Here is a 21,176-nt window from a genome sequence, read left to right on the forward strand (position 1 = left end):
CGATCTACCTTGAGTGTTTAATTGCCAAAGTCCATATTACGAGATTTCAGTCCAAACAATTTAGACACATTCAATACTTTTGGAAGATTTCAAAATTTTTAGACAAGAAAAAACTTTTATATGAGAACAGTAAAGAATAAGTGGGACAAAAATTGAAGGGAATAATAAGATGTATGCTGTAAGGAGGTGGGATGAAGAAGTTGTGAAGTGGCTGGCTGTGGGAATGGTTTTAGGGATGGTTGGGTTGACGATAGTTGGAGGCACTTTCCTTGATTTGTACGGGCAGTATTTATTGGTAAGCAAGGATCCGGCATCAGCAGTGCCTACACTCGGCTTCATGATTTCAGATGCGGCTACTTTTGGGGTTCTCATTTACGCAGGTTTAGCAGCCGGACCTGCAGGATGGGCTGCAGCAGGGATAATTGCTGCAGGGGCAGCATTATGGTGACGCACGACGTTAAAATAGAGAAAATTAAGGAATGGAGAACGATTTCAGCGATAATGTTTCCGATCTCTTTTTTATTTGTTTTTTTAGCGTATTTCATAGCTTATATTTTTAAAGATAAGCTGCTTATTTTGTCACCATATTTAACGACTTACGTTATTGGTTTTGGTGTGGGATATTTCTTCACGGAGAAATTTTCGAAATTCAGTGAATGGCTGACTCATGCGGAAGGTCAGCCCAATATGCGATTTTGGTTTTTGTTTGGAGTAACCATCAGTTATTTCATTGCAGTATCTGTTTCGTTCATATATGCCACTTTGCTCAGAATAGAGTACACTCTTGACAAGTGGTTGATAGGTTGGGGACTGTTGTTTGGAGTTACAACATTCATGGGATATTATGGTGGTGCATCTCTCTACATATACAAGAAAACTGGAGAAGTGATTGATGTTGTATGAAATCATTGCTTTATTTTTTGCCAATAATCGTTTTTTTATGGGTTTTATCGTGGGATTAAAAAATTACAATACAGTTGATCTTCCAAAATCACGTATTATTATAATACCTGAATTTGACAATTTTACACATGAAAGTTTATCTTTTGGACTTATTCTTACCAACAACGTCAAAGTTGTGTTAGTCTGCATTTTTGGCTCCCTATTTTTGTCAGTTCCAACCTTATTAACGCTCTTTAGAAACGGATTTATTCTCGGCTATCAAACTGCCAGTTCCTTATCTACAATCGGTTTCCAAACGTTTGCTTATGTTTTTCCCCACGGCATCTTCGAAATCCCAGCAATAATCATAGCGGGAGCAGCGGGCTTCAAAATCCCCTATGAAATCATCAGATACTTAGCGGGAAAAAAGGAGCAAATACCTACAAGAGGGGAAATAAAAGAGTATCTAACGCTTGCATTAATCTCAATAATCCTAGTCGTAATAACAGCATGGATTGAGGCAAACATAACGCTGAAAATAGCCAGATCAATGCTCAATTCGACAAAAGGTATTTGAGACATAACGTTGTAAGCGAGTATTATGGAGAGGATAGAAGTTGATTTAGGAAAGCTTGGCGGTAAACCGGTAATAAAGGGAACGAGGATTCCCGTGCATCTTATTCTTGAAATGCTTGCCAGTGGTATGAGTATCGAAGATATTCCGAAGGAGTATCCGGAATTATCCGAGGAAGACGTAAGGGAAGCGATAAGGTACGCCTCAAAGATTCTGAGCAGAGAGGAATCATATGAAATTCCTGTTGGATGACAACATTCCGTTAAGCGTTAAGATTTGGTTTCAGAAAAGAGGAATTTATGCCATTAAGGCATTTGAAGTTGGATTGAAGGGGGCAGACGACGAAACTGTTTACAGATACGCTTTAGAGAACGGCTTTAAAGTTCTGACTTTAGATTTGGACTTCGGTCATCTCTTTCTAAAATTTGGTAAAGGAACGATAATCGTTTTAAGACCTCGTGTAGCTGTACCTAAGGAAATATTAAAACTTCTTGAAAGTTCTTTCGATGTTTTAAAGGATAAGGAAGGTCTGATAATCGTCAAACCCAACAAGATAAGAATTATCAAACCGCTGAGATAGCCCGGCTCAGGAGTTCTGTGTCTGTATGTTTTGTAACCTCCTGAAGTGTTTTTTTAATTTATATAGCTTTTTGATGAGAATCACGACATTTTTAGGATTGACCAGATCTGATAAGCTCCAAAAATCAGCGTTGGAATCAAAGCGCAGATGAAAGCTTTTCTCAATTCAATTTCTCTTGCGTGTTTAATTGCGAAGCTCCAAATCGTAAGACTCCAGATTGTTACCGCTATGTTGATTATCAGATTTGAGTGAACGAAATCCTTAGGGATGAGGGAAAGCATTACTTCTTTCATCACGTCGGGATTTTGTTGTAGTTGAGCAAAGCTTATTTTAGGGATTTCTGCCTGAGAGATGTAATGGAGAGACATAGGAACTGTTATGGCTGAACCGACTAAAGACGGAAGAAATCCGTAGCCGGCAAATTCGAAAGTTCTTCTAAAGCTTCCTTTTTCCACCGAAGAAAGCAGATAAGCCGTGCATTATCACAGCCAAGATTAACCAGACTGCAAACATCCCGATGAAAGAGCCCATTATTCCGATGTAAGCGCCAATGACGAAAAACCTTGCAAGCTCTTCGGGGAAAGCATGAGATATCTTCGTTACGAGCAGATACTGATACGATGAAATCAAAACTGCTAATGGAACGACTATCGTCAGCAACGGAATTCTTATTCTTGTATCTTTCTGCTTTAGATCTTCGAAAAATGCATTGGGGTTAGTTATCAGCTTCATGCCAGCAAGTTAAAATCACATCTAATAAATTTTACTTTTTTGTCGAGAAAAAAAACATGAATATAAAATATTATATAGGAGGAGAGTAAGGCATAAGTAGGATTGAGTTGAGGTGATATCAAATGGATGTGTATGTAAGGAGGTGGGATGAAGAAGTTGTGAAGTGGCTGGCTGTGGGGATGGTTCTGTCGTTGGCAATCGGGCTTTTTGTGTTGAACAGTGTTGAAATAAACCCTGTGGCGAAGCTGTATCTTGAGTATCAGCATGGAACTCTTGACTGGGGGACTCTGATCATGGCACTGCCCGAACTTATTGAATTTATAGCTATTGTCGGTGGAATGGCTGTCGCGGGAGCTCCAGCATTGGCAATATTAATTTGGGCTGCCATGCTTGGCTCGCCTTTAGCAATCGAGTAAAGGTTAGACGTATGAACTGGCGTAAGCACTTGACAATTTCGACAGGAATCGGTGTTGTTATTAGTTTTATTTACTCTATTTTTGTTCCGTATTTGATAGGAGTACCTGAGCAATTCTATCTGTCGTATCAAAGGTGGACATTCTTTATAGGATTCTCGACAGTGGCATATTTTTTCATCTTAAGCGTGTATTTCCTAAAAATCCAAGAAAGTGGTAGAGAGACAAAAAAACACAAATTCTTGGCAATAATTTTTGCTCTAATCGCTATATTTGGATTTCCAGCCTTAATCATCTTGTACGAGAATATTGAGAGTATTTCATTAAACGACTTACAGTTTATGGTGATGGGTGGAGTGATTTTGCTCTCACTCCTGCCAATAGCCGTAGTTTCAACCTACGCTAGCTTTGAACTGAAAAAGTGAATTTATGAAAACAAGAAATTTGGTTTATCTATCCTTAGTTTTTTATAGTATTAGTGCTCTCATCGGGTACTCTTTTTACTCGACCTCAATGGAAGCTCTAAAGAATAACAGAATTATCGATAACACTAAAGCAGGAAGCTTTATTTCCATTTTGAATAATAATTTGCCAATAATTCTGTTAATAGCATTAGGAAGCTTCATCTTTTCATTAACGACAGTAAAAATTTTGACTTTCAATGGAGTTATTTTGGGCAGCCTTTTAAAGCATGCGGTTGAAAATGATCGGATAACATATTTTATGTTTGCAGTCATACCCCACGCCATCTTCGAAATCCCCGCCATAATCATTGCCGGAGCAGCAGGCTTTAAAATACCCTACGAGATTATCCGTTATTTAGCAGGCAGAAAAGAACAAATCCTGACAAAAGAAGACATAAAAGAATATCTAACTCTCGCATTGATCTCGATAATCTTAATCGTAATAGCCGCATTTGTTGAAGCTTACGTAACACCAAGAATAGCGGAATACTTTTTAAGATGAAAACAAAATAATCAAAGCTGAAAGGGTGAGAGTATGGAACAGTTAGAAGTGAAGAAATTGAGGTTTCCCGTTATAGTAGAAGTCGACGAAGATGGCTATTACATTGTCAGCTGTCCACTGTTCAAGGGCTGTCACAGTTACGGTGAGACGATAGAGGAGGCTTTAGAAAACATAAAGGAAGTAATTGAGATGTGCTTGGAAGAAGAGGGATTGGATGAGGGTCTGAAATTCATAGGCTACAGAGAGGTGGAAATAGAATATGCAAAAGCTTAGGGTTCTCAGTGGTAGAGAAGTTATAAAGATTCTATCGAAGTTTGGTTTCGAAGTCGCAACGCAGAGGGTAGCCACGTAAAGCTGAGAAGAGTTTTACCAGACGGGACTAAACAGACTTTGACCGTTCCGCTGCACGAGGAACTCGACAGAGGAACTTTGAAAGCAATAATCAGACAAGTCTCGAGTTTCATCCCGGAAGAGGTGTTGAAACGATACTTTTACCGGTAATCTTTATTAAAAATGAAAATGAATGAGAAGAGAGATTGATAAGTGCGATTCCAAGGGACTTTTTGGGTATAATGTCATTGAGTGTATTGAAAGTTAACGTGGGGTTATAGCAAGTTTACAGAAGGGGTCTTGGTCACTAAGACTTGATTGGTGAGTTATTTCGATAGTGTCAGAATCATATCGCTATAATCTATGTCTATTTCAGACTCTTCTGATGTTTTTTTGAGGTAGCTTAGTGTAGATGCGATCAAGCTTACATATTTTCGGGGAAGGATTTTGCCGTTGAGCATGGGCTCAACAAGATACCTTGGGAAAGCTTTAGATCCGTGAATTGCGCCGATAAAATATCCAACGATGGCACCTATGGTATCGCTATCTTTGCTGTATGTAATTGCTTCAGTCAGTGCTGTGTAAGGCGTGTCAGCATGCATCATTAATGTGTAAAGAACAACTGGGATAGTTTCGAGCAAGTAAGCTCCCGATCCAATTCTGCTACTCAATTCTTTCAGGCTCCATTTTTCTTTAGAGGCATCTTCCAAGACTTTTTCGATAAAATACCATGCTGGGCCTTTGTACTTCAGTGTACCGTATCTGGTTGAATATGTGGTGTTGTCTCCCTCAAGCTCTCTTGCGACTGCCACATATTTTTCTATCCACCAATCCGCTTCGAGAGGCCTTTGAATTCTGAAACACTCCCACAATAGACTTACAAAAGCAACTGCAGATGCGATAGCAAGCCTGTCGTGATATATCAGATATGTCGTCACTATCGCATCACACCAGAGCTCTTTCGAGGGGTTCAGGAGGTGCGGAATAACAAGGGGGGATAACCTCATGAGAGCACCATTACCGGCGCTGTTCACCCCTGCTAAGTACCACGGAACTCTTAGATCCTTGTAGTTCTTTATAAATGCTTTCATCGTTTTTCCTATTCCGGTAATTCTTTCCTTTGTGTATCTGTCTGCCAACTTTTTTGGATCAAGCCATCCCTGATTCAAGAATACCTCTAAGGTCCAGAATGTTAACTGGGTATCGTCAGTAATGTGTGCTTTTTGATGAAAGCCCTTAATATGTCCGTATTTATTAAGAATGTATTCTGGTGGGCGTGATTCGAATTTTACACCGAGCGCATCACCTATTGCTGTTCCGAATAGTATTCCCTCTACTTTATTCAGGTACACCGTTTCAATTTTTGGCGGGGTAGTGTAGAGGAACTCTATGCGCTCCACATCCAACAATCCGCTTTCAAATAGGGCATCGACTATGCAAGAGTTTTTTCTGCATTTTCCCAAACGGGACTCTATGTCGAACAGGTTTCTTGCCATTTTTTAGACGTGACTTTAAAACGAAAGTTAAATTTTATCTTTACTTTAGGAAATCAGCTCCTCACCATCACCAGAAGTATCTTGAATTTTGTCACTGCTTTCAGGGCGTGCGGCTCGTTGGCCGGCATCACTATCATGTCTCCCTCCTTCAGGCGGTATGGCTTGCCCGAGATCTTTACCTCAACCTCGCCCTCAACCACGTAAACCATCGCGTCGAATGGGGCGGTGTGCTCGCTCAGCCCCTGCCCCTCATCGAAGGCGAACAGCGTTACGGTGCCGGTTTCCCTGTCTACTATGGTTCTGCTCACTATTGAGTTTTCCTGATAGCTAACAAGGTCTTTAAGCCTGTAAACTTCCAACTCCGACGGCATTCAGGTCACCGGTGTTTTTTGTTGTTGGAAGTTTATATATCTTTTTTACAGGCACTCAGAGGTATTTGTTTGTCTCAGCAATTGGGCAATCTGGTTTCAACTGGATGAAATGCGGGTTACTCACAGGGAGAAAAGACCTTTATATCTTACCCACAAATGGGTAATTATGTCCATAACCAGGATGGATCGAAGGGGCAGAATTACAATTCCCAAAGAAATCAGGGAAGAATTGAAGCTTAAAGAGGATGACGAACTCCTCATCTTCAAGCTTGCCAACAACATCCTGATTCTGAGAAAGGCTGACTTCAGCCATCTCATAGCTGAAGCGCTGAACGAGTTTAGAGAGCTGAGTGAAGAGGACATTGAAAGAATAAAGAAGGAAGTGAACAAACTTGCAGAAAAGAAAATTAAGGGTCTTTCCTGACACCAACCTTTTCATCTCCTCTGCAAAATCAGGAATTGCAAAATCCACAGCCTTAATGTTCAGGCTATGTTTTTCCGAAGAGATTGAGCTTATCGGAAATTCGATTTTGCTGGAGGAATTCAAAAAATACGAAAAACTTCTCGGAAAATCAGGAAGAATTCTGCTTGAGATTATCAGAGGCAGAATTTAACTCATCGAGCCAGATTATGGAAGCATAGAGGTCTGCAAAAAATTCATGCCAGAAAATGAGTTTGCGGATCTTTACCATGGCTTCGACCTGCCTTAAGGCTGAAGCGGTAATGATTACAAATGATAAGCATTTTGACAAAATAAAGGAGGCAGGATTAATCAGGGTTTGGAGCATCAGCGAGGCTATCAGGGAGCTTCTTTAGTGGGTCTTTTAGGAGTTTCCGATACCTTGCCGGTGGGTTAGGAGACCTGTATCTATTCTCCCAACAAATCTGTTTCGTCATGCTGGAGGTTATAAAGGCAGTTTATGGGGGTGGCGTGTTCAAATCTCTTGAAGAGGTAAATCTAAAGGAAGGAAACGGCGATGAGGGAGTATAAATGAGAGTGCGGTCGAAAAACAAGGGAAGTCTCCAAATAGAGGAGAGTGAAAGTGGAAGTTCTGCATAGTAATTGCTTTACCTCCCTACGAACTGAAAAGGAGAAACAACGAAAATTGAAATCGATTTCACTCCCGAATGATGCGCTTATTGCGGCAACAACGTTCGACAGAGGCTTTGAAAGAGTTGACTTTTGAAAGTCCTCACGCTGTGAGGGTAAAAAATGTGGGGTTTGAATTTTTCAGACCCTTTCAAACACAGCAGCAATCCCCATTCCGCCGCCTATGCAGAGCGACACTAATCCGTAATCTGCCTTTCTCCTCTCCATCTCGTGGATGAGAGTCACGGTAATCCTCGCTCCTGTTGCCCCAATCGGGTGTCCCAGGCTTATCCCGCTGCCGTGCACGTTTACTCTTTCGAGATCAAGGTTCAGCTCCTTCACCACAGCCAGAGCCTGGGCAGCGAAAGCTTCATTCAGCTCTATGAGGTCGATGTCGTCTAAGCTGATTCCGGCCCTCTTCACGGCCTTCTGTATCGCCGGTATTGGCCCGAGGCCCATGTATGCGGGATCAATGCCTGCCGAAGCGTAGCTCAGGATCCTGACCTTCGGCTCAAGGCCAAGCTCCTCCGCATACTTCTCATCCATCAGAAGCAGAGCAGCAGCACCATCGTTCACGCCACTTGCGTTTCCTGCCGTAACCGTTCCACCCTTCCTGAACACCGGCGGTAGCTTTGCGAGCTTTTCCAGACTCGTATCTCTTCTCGGATGCTCGTCCGTATCCACAACCACTTCACCCTTCCTGGTTTTGATGACAACGGGTTCGATTTCCTGAGCAAAAATGCCATCATCTATGGCCTTTACTGCTCTCATGTGGCTCTCGTAGGCCAGTTCGTCCTGCTCCTCCCTGCTTATGCCGTAAAGCTCGGCTATATTCTCGGCTGTGTTCCCCATGTGGTAGCCGTAGAACTTCTCCCACAGCCCGTCATATACCATCACGTCAACAACCTCATCTATCGCGTTTATGCTCATCCTGTATCCCCATCTCGCCTTCCTCATCGCATAGGGCGCGTTGCTCATGCTCTCCATACCGCCTGCGACCACCGCTCTTGCCCCATCGCTGATCGATTGTGCTGCGGCTATTATCGCCTTCAGTCCGCTACCGCAGACCTTGTTGAGGGTGTATGCGGGAATTTCCTTGGGAATCCCTGAGTAAATCCCGGCCTGTCTCGCGGGATTCTGGCCCTGTGCGGCCTGAAGAACGTTGCCCATTATGACCTCGTCTATTTCCACCTCAACGCCGTCGAACTCGTAATCGCCCTCAAGCTCTATCCTGCCCTTCGGCAGCTTTGACGGATAGAAGTCGTATGAATCTTTGGTTGCAGCTGGTCTAACTCCAGCCTTTTTCATCAGAGCTCTTATCGCAATTGCTCCAAGTTCATAAGCCTGCAGGTCCTTCAGCGAGCCTCCAAATTTTCCCACTGGGGTTCTCACACCATCGACAATGACTGCTGGCATAATGTCACAGTTGATGGTGACAATATAATCTTTCCGTTTTTGTCAACTTTTACGTTACTGTCCGTAGGTCTCTTCACTCCCCACCGTGACCGTTGGCTCCGGGTCAACGTACTTTCTTACGAGTATCCAGTCGTAGTGGGCGGGGGGATTATTTGCCTGTGTGCTCAACCCAGGAAACTCTGGAGCAATTATGCCCACATAGTATGATCCGGATTTCGCATGGTTGTACAGGGCGTGGATGTATCCGTTGTAATACGCTATGCCTGCGACCTGCCAGTTTGATGGATTCACAACATCGCCAATGGAAGATAATAGAGTTGCCTGCCGGTAATACGTAGGAGGTGCACTGTATTTAAGCAGGGTTTCCTCAGTACCGCTGATCCCCGTGCCATCGTAATGCGAGACCCTCATACTGGCGATATAGAACTCACCGCTGGCAGTTTTCATCAACGCACCGAGGGCATCGTCGTCTTCAGTGTATGCTCTGACCTCCACTGCGAAACTCTGTGGTAAATTCACATTGGCCGTCAGGAAGTAGTCAGCATTTGATGTGTCGGAGGTAACTTCACTGTTCGCTGGATTCCATATGAATGTTGGATTGATACGAGACCAGCTCTCCCATACAGTATACAGGGAGCTCGAATCCGAATCAAAGTGGTCGAAGAAGATGAACGTGGAACTTCCACTGCTTTCGGAATTTGTTGTGGGGTTTCCGTAGTACATGTAAATTGTAGTGGTGCTGCTCGCCGGAATGCTGGGCACCCTGACCCAGATCTTCGCACTACTGCCGTAATTCCACTCCTCTATCCAGTAACTCAGTGGATTGCCGAGATCGTCAGTGAACCTTATGTCCGATCCATCGCTGTTCACGTTACTCCAGTTGAATGAGGCGTTTAACGTGACGAGCACCTGGTAATCTGCCAGCGAATTGCCAGAATTCTCCCGGATTGTTATGGGGACGCGGTAACTCCATCCGGGGAGCCAGAATGCCGTTACGTTTATCACATCCAGGCTGAGCACGTCTCCCGCATCACCGGCGAAGGCGTATATCTTTACGCTACCGTTTGAAAGTGCTGTGGCCTGCACATTAACGACTCCGTTGGTGTCTGTGAGTGCGGAGGTGGTGTTCAGTACAATGACCGAGGAATTTGTGACGGAAAATCTAACCTCCACACCCGGAACTGGTGAGGACTGGGAATCGACAACTCTTACGGACAGAGTCTTTTTAAGACCGTCTTTCCCGGCATCCCACACTCCACCGCTGTCAAGCCAGTTTACCTGCAGCAGTGAACTTGCATTCGTTCCCTGAGGCTGAATTACGGTTATGCTGTATGATGTGCTCAGACTTCCTGCTGAAAATATAACGCTTCCACTTCCAGCATTCTGGGCTTTGAACGACGTTCTCGCAACACCTGAAATATCGGTCTCTATGTTTGAAGGAACTGCATTTCCTATACCCCCGGAAACGGTTACGTTAACTTTCAAACCTGTTATTGGGTTCAGATAGTCATCCAGAAGTGCAGCACCAAGCTCCTGGATGTCTCCTGCAGACAGTGTGTATGAATCGAATGGGTTGACTTTCAGCATGTACTTTGGACCTGGTTTGAACTCGTGGTCTGAGACAACGATAGTGGATAGAAATCCTGATGGAATGGTGGCCTTCACCTTGTTGCCCGAGACCGATAAACCCGCACTTGCCCAGTAGTCTGGATTTACGCTCTCAAATTCCACTGTGATGTTTTCTGCGTAGAATCTCCCACCCGAAGAGACCGCTCTGAATGAGAACTCGTGGGGAGAATTGTATGCCCTGTTGATGCTCGAATTTACTATAACAAGATTGACCCCTCCGCTGAGCATTTTCTGGTCTCCCGCAATCCCTAATCCTCCGTTGCTTTTCTGAAATACAGCCGTATTTTCAAAGATGAAGGTTGTATCGGGATAGAAGTAGTTATCAATTTTCACGTATATTCTGCTGGACTCATAGCTCTTTGAAAGTGTCAGTTTACTGCCATTTGGCAGCGTGATCTCGGCCGAGATGTTTACAGTAAATGGTTCCGTCCAGATTGAAAATCCTGCAGGTTCGGGTGTTAGCAGAAAGAGATAGTCGGGGTATTCCGGGGTTTTTACAAGCAGGAATGCATTATTTCCAGAGGATATGAGGGCTGAGAATTTTTCCATTTCAGCCTTAACAGATTTCACATTGTCATACTCTATCTTTTTCAGCTGATCGGGAATCAGAGTGGTCTGAACAAAGGCAAGGAATATTATCATTATCTGGAGCAGGAGTATGAATCCTATTATGGGTGAAACTCCACTGTTATCTCCAGACACGTTTTCAATTCTGTCACTTCAATAATATAAAGCCTTCTAAAAATCGAGGAAAGATTTATTATTTTCTTGGAATAATTCATCTCGATGCTCAACAATCCTTACTATCTCAGTATCAGAAACTTCATTGAGGATGCCGGAATGGAGCTTGTTGAGGGAGAAGATGTTCCCGAAGGTTATACTGTTGTTGATGAGTACTGGCTCATTGACAGGCTGGCTCTGGTCAGGATTCTTGAAAGTGTTGAGAGTTACAGAAAAAAATACTGGTTGATAGAACCCCAGATATCTGAAGATGAAGCAATGCTCCTTTATACCATCTATGAAGACGTGAGGCAGAGTTTCCTTTATCTTATGGGGGAAGATAACTTCGACAGACTTTTCAAAAGTTTGAAAAAGGTTCTTGGAGACTATGCGGTGAAAACGAAAGATGAGCTGTTTTACAAGCTCCTTTACTATTTCGTTAGGGACTTTCTCGGACTCGGGATCGTTGAACCAATCCTGTTCGATGAAAATGTCGAGGATGTGAGCTGTGATGGATATGGGGTTCCGATTTTCGTCTATCACCGAAAATACGGGAACATGTCTACCAACATAGTGCTTGAGAAGGATGTGCTCGACAACTACGTTCTTTTGCTCGCTCAGCGAGCCAACAAGCATCTCAGCTACTCCAGTCCAATCATTGATGCAACCCTCCCTGATGGGAGCAGGATCCAGATAACCTATGGCTCGGAAATCTCCACACGGGGAAGCACATTCACAATACGGAAGTTCAGAGAAGAACCCTTTACCCCAGTTGAGCTGATGGATTTTGGCACGATTTCTGCAAGAATGCTTGCATACTTCTGGATTTTAATTGAGAACAAGAAGAACGTCATGGTCATTGGTGAGACTGCAAGCGGTAAGACCACAACGCTCAATGCTCTCCTTATGTTCATACCCCCTGACAGCAAAATTGTCTCCATAGAGGACACGAGGGAGATCCAGCTCTATCACGAAAACTGGATACCCGAGGTCACACGGCTGAGCATAGAGGGACAGGAAATCGATATGTATGATCTGTTGAGAGCAGCCCTAAGGCAGAGGCCTGAATACATAATTGTTGGTGAGGTGAGGGGTAAGGAAGCACAGACACTGTTTCAGGCAATGGCCACAGGTCATGCGGCCTACGCAACATTCCATGCCGGCGATGTGAACCAGCTCATCCACAGGCTTGAAGAAGACCCTCTAAATGTGCCGAGAGTCCTCATCCAGTATCTCGATGCCGTTGCGATTCAGGGCAGATGGGTTACGAAAACCGAGAAAAAGAGGAGAATTAAATCCGTGTACGAGATTCTTGGAATTGAGCCAACAACAAAAGAACTTTTGCTGAATCCCGTTTACAGGTGGGAACCTCATGATGATCGGTTCATCGAGACATCTTCTTCCGCCAAACTTGAGTCGATTTCGAGTTCAACGGGGCTATCCGTGTCTGAATTGCTTGAGGAGCTTGATAGGCGGACAAAGTTTCTGGAAATGCTGAGAGAAAAGGGGGTCAAGAGGTTTGGGGAGTTTGTAAAGTATGTTTCACTGTATAACGCAAATTCAGAGATCGCATTCGAGAAGCTCCAGGAAACGGAGGTATCCTGATGCCCTATACTCCTGCGTTTTTGAGGAGAATGTATGCCAGGAAATGGCTGAAAAACAGAAAGAGATATGCTGATATAGATAGGGCCATCAAAGCTTCCAGGTTAAATTTCACCGTGTATGAGTTTCTTGCAGCTGCTGCTTTTTACTCATGTCTGGTATTTGTACTCTCGTTCGTCTTTCTCAGTCTTGCCGTAAAGGTGTTTTTTGACGATGTTGCAAGATATGCAGTAAGCATTACCATGAATGAGCTGGTCAGGTTCCTGATGCCCACTGTGAAAAATGTTCCCCATTTCGGGATTGGAGATACGGTTTCGGAATACTCGCCCATAGTGAGGTATTATGCTGAAAAGTATTATTACATCGCCATGCTCATCCCCTCTTACCTGTTTTACAGACTTGCCAGATACTCCATTCTGTCCTATCCTTTCTTTCTGGCCAAAAGGAGAAAGGGCGAGATAGACCTGTATCTCCCACATGCTGTAAATATGATGTATGGAATGGCTGTGGGTGGTTTGAGTCCTGTAGAGGTTTTGAAGGAAGTCTCAAAGCTTCACTATCTCTTTGGGGAGGTCAGTGTTGAGCTGAAAGAGGTTATCAAGCATTTTGAGGTGTTCAGGAAGGATATTTTTTCGAGCATGAGGTATGTCAGAGACACCACACCCAGCAAAAAGCTTTCAGCGTTTTTGGATAGCCTGATAGTGGTGTTGCAGGGAGGAGGGAGCCTGGTGGATTATCTCAAGTCCAAGTCTGAAGAATATGAGGAGGAAAAGGACATCGCCTTTGATGAGGTCACGAGCTTTATGGAAATCCTGTTTGAGATCTACATTTCCATATTCATGATGTTTCCGTTGCTGCTGCTAATCGTACTTGTCGTTTCAAAATTCATCTCTCAGGACATAATGGATGGGTATGTTTACATGATTTATTTCCTGCTACCGGTTTCGGCAGTGTTCATAATCTATCTGGCGAAGTCAACTCTCCCGTTTACGGGGTCTTCCATTGTGGCGGTTAAGGATGAGGGTCTGGCGGTGAATGTTTATGTTTATTCCAGGAAGGTGAGGAGGTTCAAAAGGAGCCTGGTGAAAAGGATTGTTAACAGAATTGTCAGATTTGCTCTGCACCCCTATACGACACCTATCGCATACATGGACTCAAAAATAGTGGCGGTGCATGTGCTCATTTATTCTGCTGCTGCATTCTACATTTTATGGAGCAGAAATTACATTGAACCTGAAAATTACGCAATACCCGCTTTTGCGCTTTTTTCCATACTTACTGTAATCTTTGAGATGAAGCACAGGGTGATTTCACGGGCTGAAGAAAGGCTGCCTGAATTCTTCAGCGAGATTGCGATGCTTAACGAGTCGGGTGTTTCGATTTTTGATGGGATAAGGCTGGTGTCCAGAGGAGGCACCGACATACTTTCAAGGGAATTTGCCGACATAGGCAGGTACGTCGAGATCGGCCTCCCCGTCACGAGATCTTTTTCGAGACTGGCATATCGAATAAAAAGCGATATTTTTGCAAAGGCGATCCCCATAGCGGTAAAGACTCTCGAAACAAACTCCACAGTAAAGGATGCGTTTACAACGGTTTCCCGGTTTATTGAGTCTGAGATTCTATTCAGAAAAAGGTTGAAGTCCAGTCTCATGCCCTACCTTGCCATAGTTTACCTTTCTGTTGGAGTTTTCATCTTTGTAACCTATCTGCTCATTTCCAAGTTTCTTGTCGTCTTCTCGGGAATGGACGTGGAGGTCATGGGTATGAAGGCGTCATTTGATGTTGAGATGATAAGACAGACTTTCATGAGGACTCTTTATCTCATTTCATTCCTTTCGGGGATCATTGCAGGGACGATATCTGAGATGAGGGTTACGGGAGGATTCAAACACGCCTTATTCCTGACCTTCATTACCTATGTATCTTTCACGTATTTTGTATGAGCCATAAAAAATATTGATGTGGTTTTTAACAAGTTATTTTTACATGGTACTGATTGAGCTTCTCGACGAAGCATTGAGTATGAGGTATTCCAGATTGCCTGAGATCGAGTCTGAAACATTTTCGGTAATAGGTGATATTCATGCCGACTCCAGAGCCCTGAAAATCCTGACAGAGGATGCGTTCAGGCCCGTAGTCTTCTTAGGAGATTATGCTGACAGGGGTGATGAGCCGGTTGAGGTTTACAGGGCAATTCTCGAGGGTTATATCAGCGGGGATTACATTCTCCTCAGGGGAAATCATGAGTCTGAGAATGTAATACCTCATGATTTGCCTTGCAGGCTGGGGGAAGAGGAATGGGGAGAAGAGTTTTACAGAAAACTTCTGAAATTCTGGAAAACGCTCCCCTGCTGCTGCATAATAAATGGTGAGATTTTTGCAGTGCATGGTGGAATCTACACAAAGGGCTGCAGGATTGTTGGTGAGGGTATAAAACGTTCGGAATTAATGCGGGATGATGCTGAGATTGAGCTGATGTGGAATGACCCCTGGGAAAACAATGAATGTGCGCGGAATTTTGAGAGGGGAATCGGTTACAGATTTGGGGCTAAAGCCACCGGCAGATTCCTCGAGGATCTCGGTCTGAAAGTTGTGGTGAGGAGTCATGAACCCTACAAGGTTCTGAAGGTTGAACATAATGGTATGGTTGTCACCATCGGGTCGACTGGGGTATATGGCACGAGAATAGCGAGACTTAATGTTTGTGGAAAATTCAGAGATGGATACGATTTATGTCAAAATTTTGGAGAAATTTTTTAGCTTTTTGTCCTGTAGCTGGTGTATACTCTCAGGAGGCCGTTTATTGCGAGGAGCGCAGCGACGAGTCCTGCAATTACGTGCACCCCACCTTCGTATGCCGGGATGGCACCTGAGCTGAGGACCCATAGCCACATGAATGCCAGCTGAAGACCTCCTACCACAAGTCCTGCAAATACCAGCATTATGAATATCGTTTTCAGGTCAAAGGTCTCAAAGAGCTTCATATGTCAAAAAAGTTGAAAAGAGTATTTAAAAATTTTTCCACTTTTATTTGTGACAGGTTGTGCATTTGAGTGTGGGGTAGTGGTCTTTCCTGTCTGTGTGGCATGTTTCGCAGACTGTCCTGACATCTATGTTCTTGTGGGGCACGTGGCAGGACTTGCAGTCCTTGTCTGCGTGGTACTTGTGGATTGGCTTGTTTGGCAGGCTGTGGCAGGTCTGGCATGAGAACGGCTCTGCAGTTATATGCGGCTGGTGGCAGTTGCTGCACTCGCTCTCTGAATGGGCACCTTCTGGCAGTGCGAGGATAATGTCTCTATCCTTGTGGCACTTCTTGCAGTCCTGAGACGTTGGAAGGATGTTCTCTCCGTTTGTCTTCACATCGGCTAAGAAGTTGTGGCAGTTGGTGCAGTGGAAGTCCATCTGCGGAACTTTCATGGATATGTCGCTGTGGCACTTCTTGCACTCCGAGTTATCCGGCACGAATTTGTGGACTCTTCCACCATGGCAGTCTATACAGTTGGCCTTGGCGTTTTCCAGATGATATTTGTGTCCTGCAGTATCTGCAACGTATGGCCATTTCTCTGATTTCTGGAAGTGGCAATTTTCGCATTTTTCATTGGGTATCACTACGTGGACATCGTCTGAAACCTCTTCTGGCTGGAGGGTGAAGTATGTTACGAGCAGTCTCATGTTGTCCTGTATGCTTGCCTCATGGCACTCGTGGCACGTTATTCCCTGGTGCGGGCTCTGGTTCCATTTGTTCCATGCCTCTTCCATCAGGTGGCAGGTTTTGCAGAATCTTGGATCCTTTTCGATGAACATGAACGTGTTGTAGCCTTCGGCAGCCACTATTATGCCCGCTACTATCAGGAAAAGGAGTAGCATTGCAGCCCTTCGTTCCATGGCTTTCCCACTTTCCCAGTTAATAAAAATTTTGCGTATTGTACCTCAAATGCAAAAGAAAATAAAGTTCATTAGTGGATTTTCTCAAAGTTTCAAAAACCGCAAATCTTAATGATTTAATGCTTTGAATTGCTGAAGCATTCCCAGAAAAATAAAAAGGTAATTACTCGGTTTCTGTTTTCTCCCACTCGTGCGGGTGTTCCCACGGGGGCAGCAGCTTGATCAGCACCGCCAGTATTATGAACGGCAGTATCCAGATGGCCAAGGCGAGTGAGAGGCTTTCTGGGCCGAACAGCGGCATTATGTATGTTGTGTATCCGAGGTACGTCTTTGATATCAGCTGACCGCCTATCACCACGTTCCATCTCATTGCGAAAACGCCGATGAGTGTCAGGGTGGTGACGAATATGTATATCCACTTTCTGACGTTGAACCTGAATATGCCTGTCCTGGCAAGAATCAGCAGGAATATCGGTACGAGGGTGCCAAGGAAGACCTGAATCACAATGAATGTCCAGAACAGTTTATCTGTTATCAGCACTCTTATTGCATCTATGCCCTCCTCCTGGGTGTAGAACAGGTGAGCAAGCTCCATGAACTCTAAGGAGAGGTCCAGCAGATATGCGTAGAGCAGATAATTGGCGAGCGTATCAGTACAGGCTCTGTCAAGCTCAACTCCTCTTATGTAGCTGCTGGCTATGTATATCAGCAGGACGAGTGCAATTCCGGAGACCATCGCTGAGAACAGGAAGATGATTGGCATCAGAGGTGAACTCCACCAGTGATTCGCCTTAACGCTTCCGAATATGAATCCAACGTAACCGTGCAGGAACGCAGCCGATGGGAGACCGATAACAGTAACGATGTTCACGATTTTGTTGTCTGCTTTGACGGCCTCATCGCTTATGTTGTAGTCTCCGAGGGTGAGTATCTTGTATATGAATCCCTTAATTCCGCCAACTTCCTGGGACCACATTACAATGTCCCTTCTGTAGTCGAAGTAAAGCTCTATCAGCAGCACAGCCATCAGGTACCAGGCATAGACGAAACCGAAACCTGCCATTGCTGACGATAGGTGCGGAGTCATCATTATCTCAAGAGCCCTTTCAGGATGTCCCAGATGCGCGACCAGCGGCAGTGGAGCGCATAGCAGGAAGGCGAGAGCCGTTAACAGTGCAAGCCTGTAGGTGGGCTTCACAGCCTCGACTTTGAATATTCTTTCAAGAGATGCGACAATAAAGGCTCCAGCCACGAGACCGGTTATGTAGGGATAGAGGGCAATGAGAACACTCCAGTTAACCTCGACTTCGTTGGGATAGATGTATCCCTGAACGTGCTGGAGAATCTGCCAGAGAATTTCGCTCACTTCATCTCACCTCCGAGTCAAGCTCAATATAGTAAACCTGGGGTAACGTTCCCATATCGGGCTTAAGCACCTGAACTCTCCTTTCTTCTATGATCTTTCTGACTTCGTCTTCCGGATCCATCAGGTCACCGAATTTTCGCGCTCCAACAGGGCACACTTCAACGCATGCGGGTTTGTAGCCCCTTGTAATTCTGTGGTAGCACCATGTGCATTTATCAGCGGTGTTTCTCCTGGTCTCTCTCGGACCATCGGCTGGATAGAGATATCTTGCTCCATACGGACATGCCTGGATGCAATACCTGCATCCAATGCAGTATTTCTCATCCACAAGAACGACACCGTCTTTCGTCTTGTATGTTGCACCAACTGGACAGACCTGAACGCATGGGGGTCTGTCACAGTGATTGCAGAGCTTTGGGACGTAGTAGGATTTCGATATCATTCTCTCGTCGTATGTGGGAGGGAATCCATCAAATCCACCGTTTGGAGAATCCACCTTGGGACCCTCTTCATCTTTAAGCCATACCCATCTTTCCACCCATGTCCTGAAGTAAAATGGCTTCATTGGAACTTCATTCTCAATCTTGCAGGCCCTCACGCACCTTCCGCACCCAATGCATCTCGTTGTATCGACGACAAATGCATACTTGTGCCTGTTCCAGTCATAGCCTTCAACCGGCTCCTGAGCTGCCACTCTTCTCTTAAAGCTGGCAAATCCAGCGACAGCAGCTATCACGGCCAGGAACTTTCTTCTACTGACCATTGTCAACACCTCTCTTGAACACCCACGGTGAGTGAGGGTTGTGGCACTCAACACAGGCAAACCCGTAACCGTGGTCGTCAGTGAACTTCTGAGGAAAGTCTTCAGGCCTTGTGGGGTTGAACTCATGGCAGAGCTTGCACAGCTCTCTTGTGGTATCTATCTCTGGGTGATATGTGGTGGGATTTTCTACGTGCTTCATGCTTGGTCCATGACATGTCTCACAGCTCAGGGTCGAATGTTTGCCCCGGTTCAGAAATTCAACCTTTTCTGGATGACACTGTTCGCACATTTCTTTCGTGGCGAATTTCATGTCATACTGCATAATTTCTCGGACTGAATCCCCTCTAAACCATCTGTAGGTGTAGTCGTCTGTAAATTCCCCGAATGTGGGGGGGACGATAACGGTTCTCAGCATTAAAAATACTAAGACGAATGTCAGGTATATCAGCAAAAATCTCCTCGTCGCTGCCCGCATCTTTTAACACCTCTTGTTTTTCACTATTAATCAAGTCTGAGCTTTCTTTAAAAATTTTACTGGTATTTTACAGTATTAATAATTAACTTTATCGTTATGTGCACTTTCATTTTACGATGTGTTAATATAAAAAATTACTTTTCTAAAAGAAAAAGTTTTTAAAGTCCAAGACCTCTTGCGATAGCCTGAAAAACGTCGTTTGTTATGTTGATTCCGTTCATCTCTAGAATTATGTTAAGCACGGCTCCGATTACCGCACCCACGATAAGGGAGGATATTATCCTGATTTTGATTATCAGAATTAGTGCTATCACCAGCAGAACGAGGGTGGAAACTGCACCAATCTGAGCCAGCTGCTGTGCGGTCTCTTCCATGGCCATGTTCATGAAATTGAAAAGGGTCGCTATTCCGGACATGCCGAAAAGAAGACCTATTATCAGCCCGATGGCAACAAACGTGTTATCCGCCATGATTTAAAGTGGGACAAACTACATATAATCTTAACGACATGTTTATTATTCCATGGCTCAGCCAGCCATTGATGGATGGGCTTAGAGACACAAATCCTGATTTTTTCAGGAAATATGAGGACATAGATGATACTGAGGAGTTCCTCCATTATATGATGCTGCCCTTAAGACAGAGCTTCAGGGTCAACACGCTTAAAGCCGGGATTGATGAAGTCGTTGAAAGACTTTCTGAGGAATTTGAGCTGGAGAGTGTTCCCTGGGTTAGGGAGGGTTTTTTTGTATATGGCGGGGAGATAACCAACACACCTGAATTCGCACTTGGGCTGATTTTCATGCAGGAAGCGAGCTCGATGATACCTGCTGCGGTTCTTGATGTCGAGCCGGGAATGCTCGTTCTTGACATGGCAGCATCACCGGGATCGAAAACTACCCAGATGTCGGCGTACATGGAGAACAGGGGCTGTATAATTGCAAATGATGTAAAATACCCGAGGATAAATATCCTGATATCCAACATCCAGAAATTCGGGTCTGTCAACGTAAGGGTTACGATGAAGGACGGCAGGTATTTTGGAAGGTTCAGAGATACGTTTGATCGTGTTCTGCTTGACGCTCCGTGCAGCAACGTGGGCATGATACGGAAGAATTACAAGTACCTGAGACTCTGGAGGCAGAGAGATGTCGAGGCACTGTCGAGACTTCAGAAGGAACTTATAATGGCTGCCTACAGGGCACTGAAACCGGGAGGAGTTCTTGTTTACTCGACATGTACACTCGACCCTGAAGAAAACGAGGAGGTTGTGGATTATCTTTTGAGCAATACTGATGCGAACCTCGAAAAAATTGACCTTCCCCTGAAGTCCCATGAGCCCGTAACCGAATTCAGAGGGAAAACATACACTGATGAGGTCAGGAAGTGCCTTAGAATCCACCCTCAGGACAATAACACAGAGGGATTTTTTGTTGCGAAGGTGGTAAAGGATGAATGAGCGAGAGATACTTGAAAAACTCAGGGAACAGTTTGGCGTTGAAAAGCTGGAGTTCAGGCTGAAACTGATGGGCAAGAACAGAATTTACGCTTACAGAGAATGCGGACCCGATGTTGATGAAAGGCATTCAGGGGTTTATTTTGGTAGAATAGAAAGGGATGGCATAAGACTATCGATTGAAGGGTGCTATCTGCTGAACGACGAAATCAGAAAGAACGTGGTTGAGTTCAGCAAGGAAGAGATGATAAGGTGGCTTAAGGGCGAAGACATTGAAAGTGAAGTGCATGGATACGTTGTTTTAAAATGGGGAAATTACTGGCTGGGATGTGGCAGGGGCAATGGAAAGGTCATACGAAATTTCGTTCCCAAAGACCGGAGATTGAGGGGTGATTAGAACAGGGAAATGTATTTACTTTATCGGCCA

30 protein-coding genes are annotated in these 21,176 nt (G+C 44.5%); 18 read left to right on the forward strand and 12 right to left on the reverse strand.

The genetic code is table 11. The features are described 5' to 3' along the window. Nucleotides 1-169 precede the first annotated feature (169 nt). From GACE_RS00365 to GACE_RS00385, 5 genes are read left to right on the forward strand one after another with little or no spacing between them, the layout of a single operon-like run. Nucleotides 170-448, forward strand: coding sequence for a hypothetical protein (locus GACE_RS00365; RefSeq protein WP_048090239.1), 279 nt, complete (start codon nt 170-172; stop codon nt 446-448). Further along, the gene (locus GACE_RS00370) at nt 442-903 is read left to right on the forward strand and encodes a hypothetical protein (protein WP_048090241.1); all 462 of its coding nucleotides are present in this window, start codon (nt 442-444) and stop codon (nt 901-903) included. The genes GACE_RS00365 and GACE_RS00370 overlap by 7 nt, the downstream gene beginning before the upstream one ends. Beyond that, nucleotides 893-1,459, forward strand: coding sequence for a stage II sporulation protein M (locus GACE_RS00375; protein WP_048090243.1), 567 nt, complete (start codon nt 893-895; stop codon nt 1,457-1,459). The genes GACE_RS00370 and GACE_RS00375 overlap by 11 nt, the downstream gene beginning before the upstream one ends. 24 nt (nt 1,460-1,483) lie before the next feature. Continuing rightward, the gene (locus tag GACE_RS00380) at nt 1,484-1,708 is read left to right on the forward strand and encodes a DUF433 domain-containing protein (RefSeq protein WP_048090245.1); all 225 of its coding nucleotides are present in this window, start codon (nt 1,484-1,486) and stop codon (nt 1,706-1,708) included. Then, nucleotides 1,689-2,036 (forward strand): DUF5615 family PIN-like protein, encoded by a 348-nt coding sequence (locus GACE_RS00385; RefSeq protein WP_052400156.1) that lies wholly within the window; start codon nt 1,689-1,691, stop codon nt 2,034-2,036. The genes GACE_RS00380 and GACE_RS00385 overlap by 20 nt, the downstream gene beginning before the upstream one ends. Nucleotides 2,037-2,116: 80 nt before the next feature. Here the strand turns inward: GACE_RS00385 and GACE_RS11835 are convergent, their stop codons facing one another. Both GACE_RS11835 and GACE_RS11840 read right to left on the reverse strand, forming a co-directional pair. Further along, nucleotides 2,117-2,491 carry a YIP1 family protein gene (locus tag GACE_RS11835; RefSeq protein WP_318249234.1) on the reverse strand — a complete coding sequence of 125 codons (375 nt, stop codon included), beginning with the start codon at nt 2,489-2,491 and terminating at the stop codon, nt 2,117-2,119. After that, nucleotides 2,472-2,768 (reverse strand): Yip1 family protein, encoded by a 297-nt coding sequence (locus GACE_RS11840; protein WP_318249235.1) that lies wholly within the window; start codon nt 2,766-2,768, stop codon nt 2,472-2,474. Before GACE_RS11840 ends, GACE_RS11835 begins: the two co-directional genes overlap by 20 nt. A 122-nt stretch (nt 2,769-2,890) precedes the next feature. Here GACE_RS11840 and GACE_RS00395 point away from each other — a divergent pair, with 122 nt between their 5' ends. The 4 genes from GACE_RS00395 to GACE_RS11985 all read left to right on the forward strand — a co-directional run bounded on the left by GACE_RS00395 (nt 2,891) and on the right by GACE_RS11985 (nt 4,648). Continuing rightward, nucleotides 2,891-3,184 (forward strand): hypothetical protein, encoded by a 294-nt coding sequence (locus GACE_RS00395; protein WP_048090247.1) that lies wholly within the window; start codon nt 2,891-2,893, stop codon nt 3,182-3,184. A gap of 426 nt (nt 3,185-3,610) precedes the next feature. Then, nucleotides 3,611-4,147, forward strand: a complete 537-nt coding sequence (locus GACE_RS00405) for a stage II sporulation protein M (RefSeq protein ID WP_048090252.1) — start codon at nt 3,611-3,613, stop codon at nt 4,145-4,147. Between the two features lie 33 nt (nt 4,148-4,180). Then, nucleotides 4,181-4,420, forward strand: a complete 240-nt coding sequence (locus GACE_RS00410; protein ID WP_048090255.1) for a type II toxin-antitoxin system HicB family antitoxin — start codon at nt 4,181-4,183, stop codon at nt 4,418-4,420. A gap of 81 nt (nt 4,421-4,501) precedes the next feature. Then, entirely contained in the window at nt 4,502-4,648 is a 147-nt protein-coding gene (locus GACE_RS11985) for a type II toxin-antitoxin system HicA family toxin (protein WP_394324667.1), read from the forward strand. A gap of 155 nt (nt 4,649-4,803) precedes the next feature. Here the strand turns inward: GACE_RS11985 and GACE_RS00415 are convergent, their stop codons facing one another. Together GACE_RS00415 and GACE_RS00420 are read right to left on the reverse strand one after the other, a co-directional pair. Then, entirely contained in the window at nt 4,804-5,973 is a 1,170-nt protein-coding gene (locus tag GACE_RS00415; protein WP_052400158.1) for an ADP-ribosylglycohydrolase family protein, read from the reverse strand. Nucleotides 5,974-6,026: 53 nt separating this feature from the next. Next, nucleotides 6,027-6,344, reverse strand: a complete 318-nt coding sequence (locus GACE_RS00420; RefSeq protein WP_048090259.1) for a cupin domain-containing protein — start codon at nt 6,342-6,344, stop codon at nt 6,027-6,029. A gap of 166 nt (nt 6,345-6,510) precedes the next feature. Here GACE_RS00420 and GACE_RS00425 point away from each other — a divergent pair, with 166 nt between their 5' ends. From GACE_RS00425 to GACE_RS11340, 4 genes are all read left to right on the forward strand, one after another. Further along, nucleotides 6,511-6,768 (forward strand): AbrB/MazE/SpoVT family DNA-binding domain-containing protein, encoded by a 258-nt coding sequence (locus GACE_RS00425; protein WP_048090261.1) that lies wholly within the window; start codon nt 6,511-6,513, stop codon nt 6,766-6,768. Next, nucleotides 6,737-6,958 carry a hypothetical protein gene (locus GACE_RS11095; protein WP_052400159.1) on the forward strand — a complete coding sequence of 74 codons (222 nt, stop codon included), beginning with the start codon at nt 6,737-6,739 and terminating at the stop codon, nt 6,956-6,958. The genes GACE_RS00425 and GACE_RS11095 overlap by 32 nt, the downstream gene beginning before the upstream one ends. A 76-nt stretch (nt 6,959-7,034) precedes the next feature. Further along, nucleotides 7,035-7,160: a hypothetical protein gene (locus GACE_RS11845; RefSeq protein WP_318249236.1), complete on the forward strand. Its 126-nt coding sequence runs from the start codon at nt 7,035-7,037 to the stop codon at nt 7,158-7,160. Nucleotides 7,161-7,239: 79 nt separating this feature from the next. Further along, nucleotides 7,240-7,335, forward strand: a complete 96-nt coding sequence (locus tag GACE_RS11340; RefSeq protein ID WP_084063626.1) for an antitoxin AF2212-like protein — start codon at nt 7,240-7,242, stop codon at nt 7,333-7,335. Between the two features lie 240 nt (nt 7,336-7,575). On the opposite strand, the gene GACE_RS00435 is transcribed toward GACE_RS11340, so the two are convergent. After that, nucleotides 7,576-8,850 carry a thiolase family protein gene (locus tag GACE_RS00435; RefSeq protein WP_048090263.1) on the reverse strand — a complete coding sequence of 425 codons (1,275 nt, stop codon included), beginning with the start codon at nt 8,848-8,850 and terminating at the stop codon, nt 7,576-7,578. 54 nt (nt 8,851-8,904) lie between these two features. Beyond that, nucleotides 8,905-11,181, reverse strand: a complete 2,277-nt coding sequence (locus GACE_RS00440; RefSeq protein ID WP_048090265.1) for a DUF2341 domain-containing protein — start codon at nt 11,179-11,181, stop codon at nt 8,905-8,907. Nucleotides 11,182-11,265: 84 nt separating this feature from the next. On the opposite strand from GACE_RS00440, the gene GACE_RS00445 reads away from it, so the two are divergent. Genes GACE_RS00445 through GACE_RS00455 form a run of 3 tightly spaced genes read left to right on the forward strand, consistent with a single transcriptional unit; the run spans nt 11,266 to nt 15,564 of the window. Further along, on the forward strand, nt 11,266-12,804 hold the full coding sequence (locus GACE_RS00445; protein ID WP_048090267.1) for a type II/IV secretion system ATPase subunit: 1,539 nt from the start codon (nt 11,266-11,268) through the stop codon (nt 12,802-12,804). Further along, nucleotides 12,804-14,747, forward strand: a complete 1,944-nt coding sequence (locus GACE_RS00450) for a type II secretion system F family protein (RefSeq protein WP_048090270.1) — start codon at nt 12,804-12,806, stop codon at nt 14,745-14,747. Before GACE_RS00445 ends, GACE_RS00450 begins: the two co-directional genes overlap by 1 nt. A gap of 43 nt (nt 14,748-14,790) precedes the next feature. Further along, the gene (locus GACE_RS00455; protein WP_048090272.1) at nt 14,791-15,564 is read left to right on the forward strand and encodes a metallophosphoesterase family protein; all 774 of its coding nucleotides are present in this window, start codon (nt 14,791-14,793) and stop codon (nt 15,562-15,564) included. On the opposite strand, the gene GACE_RS00460 is transcribed toward GACE_RS00455, so the two are convergent. The 6 genes from GACE_RS00460 to GACE_RS00485 form a co-directional block, all read right to left on the reverse strand. Beyond that, entirely contained in the window at nt 15,561-15,788 is a 228-nt protein-coding gene (locus GACE_RS00460) for a hypothetical protein (protein WP_048090273.1), read from the reverse strand. The genes GACE_RS00455 and GACE_RS00460 overlap by 4 nt on opposite strands. Before the next feature lie 43 nt (nt 15,789-15,831). Next, on the reverse strand, nt 15,832-16,689 hold the full coding sequence (locus GACE_RS00465) for a cytochrome c3 family protein (RefSeq protein WP_048090274.1): 858 nt from the start codon (nt 16,687-16,689) through the stop codon (nt 15,832-15,834). Between the two features lie 163 nt (nt 16,690-16,852). Next, nucleotides 16,853-18,055, reverse strand: coding sequence for an NrfD/PsrC family molybdoenzyme membrane anchor subunit (gene nrfD, locus GACE_RS00470; RefSeq protein ID WP_048090277.1), 1,203 nt, complete (start codon nt 18,053-18,055; stop codon nt 16,853-16,855). Between the two features lies 1 nt (nt 18,056). Further along, nucleotides 18,057-18,818: a 4Fe-4S dicluster domain-containing protein gene (locus GACE_RS00475; RefSeq protein WP_052400160.1), complete on the reverse strand. Its 762-nt coding sequence runs from the start codon at nt 18,816-18,818 to the stop codon at nt 18,057-18,059. After that, on the reverse strand, nt 18,808-19,293 hold the full coding sequence (locus GACE_RS11100; protein WP_148305884.1) for a hypothetical protein: 486 nt from the start codon (nt 19,291-19,293) through the stop codon (nt 18,808-18,810). The genes GACE_RS00475 and GACE_RS11100 overlap by 11 nt, the downstream gene beginning before the upstream one ends. Nucleotides 19,294-19,451: 158 nt before the next feature. Next, nucleotides 19,452-19,763: a hypothetical protein gene (locus GACE_RS00485; RefSeq protein ID WP_048090278.1), complete on the reverse strand. Its 312-nt coding sequence runs from the start codon at nt 19,761-19,763 to the stop codon at nt 19,452-19,454. Between the two features lie 71 nt (nt 19,764-19,834). Between GACE_RS00485 and GACE_RS00490 the strand changes: the two genes are divergently transcribed. After that, entirely contained in the window at nt 19,835-20,752 is a 918-nt protein-coding gene (locus GACE_RS00490) for an NOL1/NOP2/sun family putative RNA methylase (protein WP_048090280.1), read from the forward strand. Beyond that, a complete protein-coding gene (locus tag GACE_RS00495; RefSeq protein ID WP_048090282.1) occupies nt 20,745-21,146 on the forward strand; it encodes a methyltransferase RsmF C-terminal domain-like protein in 402 nt (133 codons plus the stop codon). Before GACE_RS00490 ends, GACE_RS00495 begins: the two co-directional genes overlap by 8 nt. The last annotated feature ends 30 nt before the right edge of the window (nt 21,147-21,176 follow it).

Origin of the sequence: Geoglobus acetivorans (assembly GCF_000789255.1) — an archaeon.
Classification (GTDB): Archaea; Halobacteriota; Archaeoglobi; order Archaeoglobales; family Archaeoglobaceae; genus Geoglobus; species Geoglobus acetivorans_B.

What these genes read in the sequence shown, in the direction of transcription:
- GACE_RS00375 (WP_048090243.1), top strand. Translation starts at nt 893, where the DNA reads ATGTTGTATGAAATCATTGCTTTATTTTTTGCCAATAATCGTTTTTTT.
- GACE_RS00415 (WP_052400158.1), bottom strand. Translation starts at nt 5,973, where the DNA reads ATGGCAAGAAACCTGTTCGACATAGAGTCCCGTTTGGGAAAATGCAGA.
- GACE_RS00485 (WP_048090278.1), bottom strand. Translation starts at nt 19,763, where the DNA reads ATGGCGGATAACACGTTTGTTGCCATCGGGCTGATAATAGGTCTTCTT.
- GACE_RS00475 (WP_052400160.1), bottom strand. Translation starts at nt 18,818, where the DNA reads ATGGTCAGTAGAAGAAAGTTCCTGGCCGTGATAGCTGCTGTCGCTGGA.
- GACE_RS00445 (WP_048090267.1), top strand. Translation starts at nt 11,266, where the DNA reads ATGCTCAACAATCCTTACTATCTCAGTATCAGAAACTTCATTGAGGAT.
- GACE_RS00465 (WP_048090274.1), bottom strand. Translation starts at nt 16,689, where the DNA reads ATGGAACGAAGGGCTGCAATGCTACTCCTTTTCCTGATAGTAGCGGGC.
- GACE_RS00395 (WP_048090247.1), top strand. Translation starts at nt 2,891, where the DNA reads ATGGATGTGTATGTAAGGAGGTGGGATGAAGAAGTTGTGAAGTGGCTG.
- GACE_RS11840 (WP_318249235.1), bottom strand. Translation starts at nt 2,768, where the DNA reads ATGAAGCTGATAACTAACCCCAATGCATTTTTCGAAGATCTAAAGCAG.
- GACE_RS00490 (WP_048090280.1), top strand. Translation starts at nt 19,835, where the DNA reads ATGGATGGGCTTAGAGACACAAATCCTGATTTTTTCAGGAAATATGAG.
- GACE_RS11340 (WP_084063626.1), top strand. Translation starts at nt 7,240, where the DNA reads ATGCTGGAGGTTATAAAGGCAGTTTATGGGGGTGGCGTGTTCAAATCT.
- GACE_RS00420 (WP_048090259.1), bottom strand. Translation starts at nt 6,344, where the DNA reads ATGCCGTCGGAGTTGGAAGTTTACAGGCTTAAAGACCTTGTTAGCTAT.
- GACE_RS11845 (WP_318249236.1), top strand. Translation starts at nt 7,035, where the DNA reads ATGGCTTCGACCTGCCTTAAGGCTGAAGCGGTAATGATTACAAATGAT.
- GACE_RS00370 (WP_048090241.1), top strand. Translation starts at nt 442, where the DNA reads ATGGTGACGCACGACGTTAAAATAGAGAAAATTAAGGAATGGAGAACG.
- GACE_RS00455 (WP_048090272.1), top strand. Translation starts at nt 14,791, where the DNA reads ATGGTACTGATTGAGCTTCTCGACGAAGCATTGAGTATGAGGTATTCC.
- GACE_RS00410 (WP_048090255.1), top strand. Translation starts at nt 4,181, where the DNA reads ATGGAACAGTTAGAAGTGAAGAAATTGAGGTTTCCCGTTATAGTAGAA.
- GACE_RS00495 (WP_048090282.1), top strand. Translation starts at nt 20,745, where the DNA reads ATGAATGAGCGAGAGATACTTGAAAAACTCAGGGAACAGTTTGGCGTT.
- GACE_RS00385 (WP_052400156.1), top strand. Translation starts at nt 1,689, where the DNA reads ATGAAATTCCTGTTGGATGACAACATTCCGTTAAGCGTTAAGATTTGG.
- GACE_RS00460 (WP_048090273.1), bottom strand. Translation starts at nt 15,788, where the DNA reads ATGAAGCTCTTTGAGACCTTTGACCTGAAAACGATATTCATAATGCTG.
- GACE_RS00405 (WP_048090252.1), top strand. Translation starts at nt 3,611, where the DNA reads ATGAAAACAAGAAATTTGGTTTATCTATCCTTAGTTTTTTATAGTATT.
- GACE_RS00425 (WP_048090261.1), top strand. Translation starts at nt 6,511, where the DNA reads ATGTCCATAACCAGGATGGATCGAAGGGGCAGAATTACAATTCCCAAA.
- GACE_RS00450 (WP_048090270.1), top strand. Translation starts at nt 12,804, where the DNA reads ATGCCCTATACTCCTGCGTTTTTGAGGAGAATGTATGCCAGGAAATGG.
- GACE_RS00380 (WP_048090245.1), top strand. Translation starts at nt 1,484, where the DNA reads ATGGAGAGGATAGAAGTTGATTTAGGAAAGCTTGGCGGTAAACCGGTA.
- GACE_RS00435 (WP_048090263.1), bottom strand. Translation starts at nt 8,850, where the DNA reads ATGCCAGCAGTCATTGTCGATGGTGTGAGAACCCCAGTGGGAAAATTT.
- GACE_RS00365 (WP_048090239.1), top strand. Translation starts at nt 170, where the DNA reads ATGTATGCTGTAAGGAGGTGGGATGAAGAAGTTGTGAAGTGGCTGGCT.
- GACE_RS11100 (WP_148305884.1), bottom strand. Translation starts at nt 19,293, where the DNA reads ATGCGGGCAGCGACGAGGAGATTTTTGCTGATATACCTGACATTCGTC.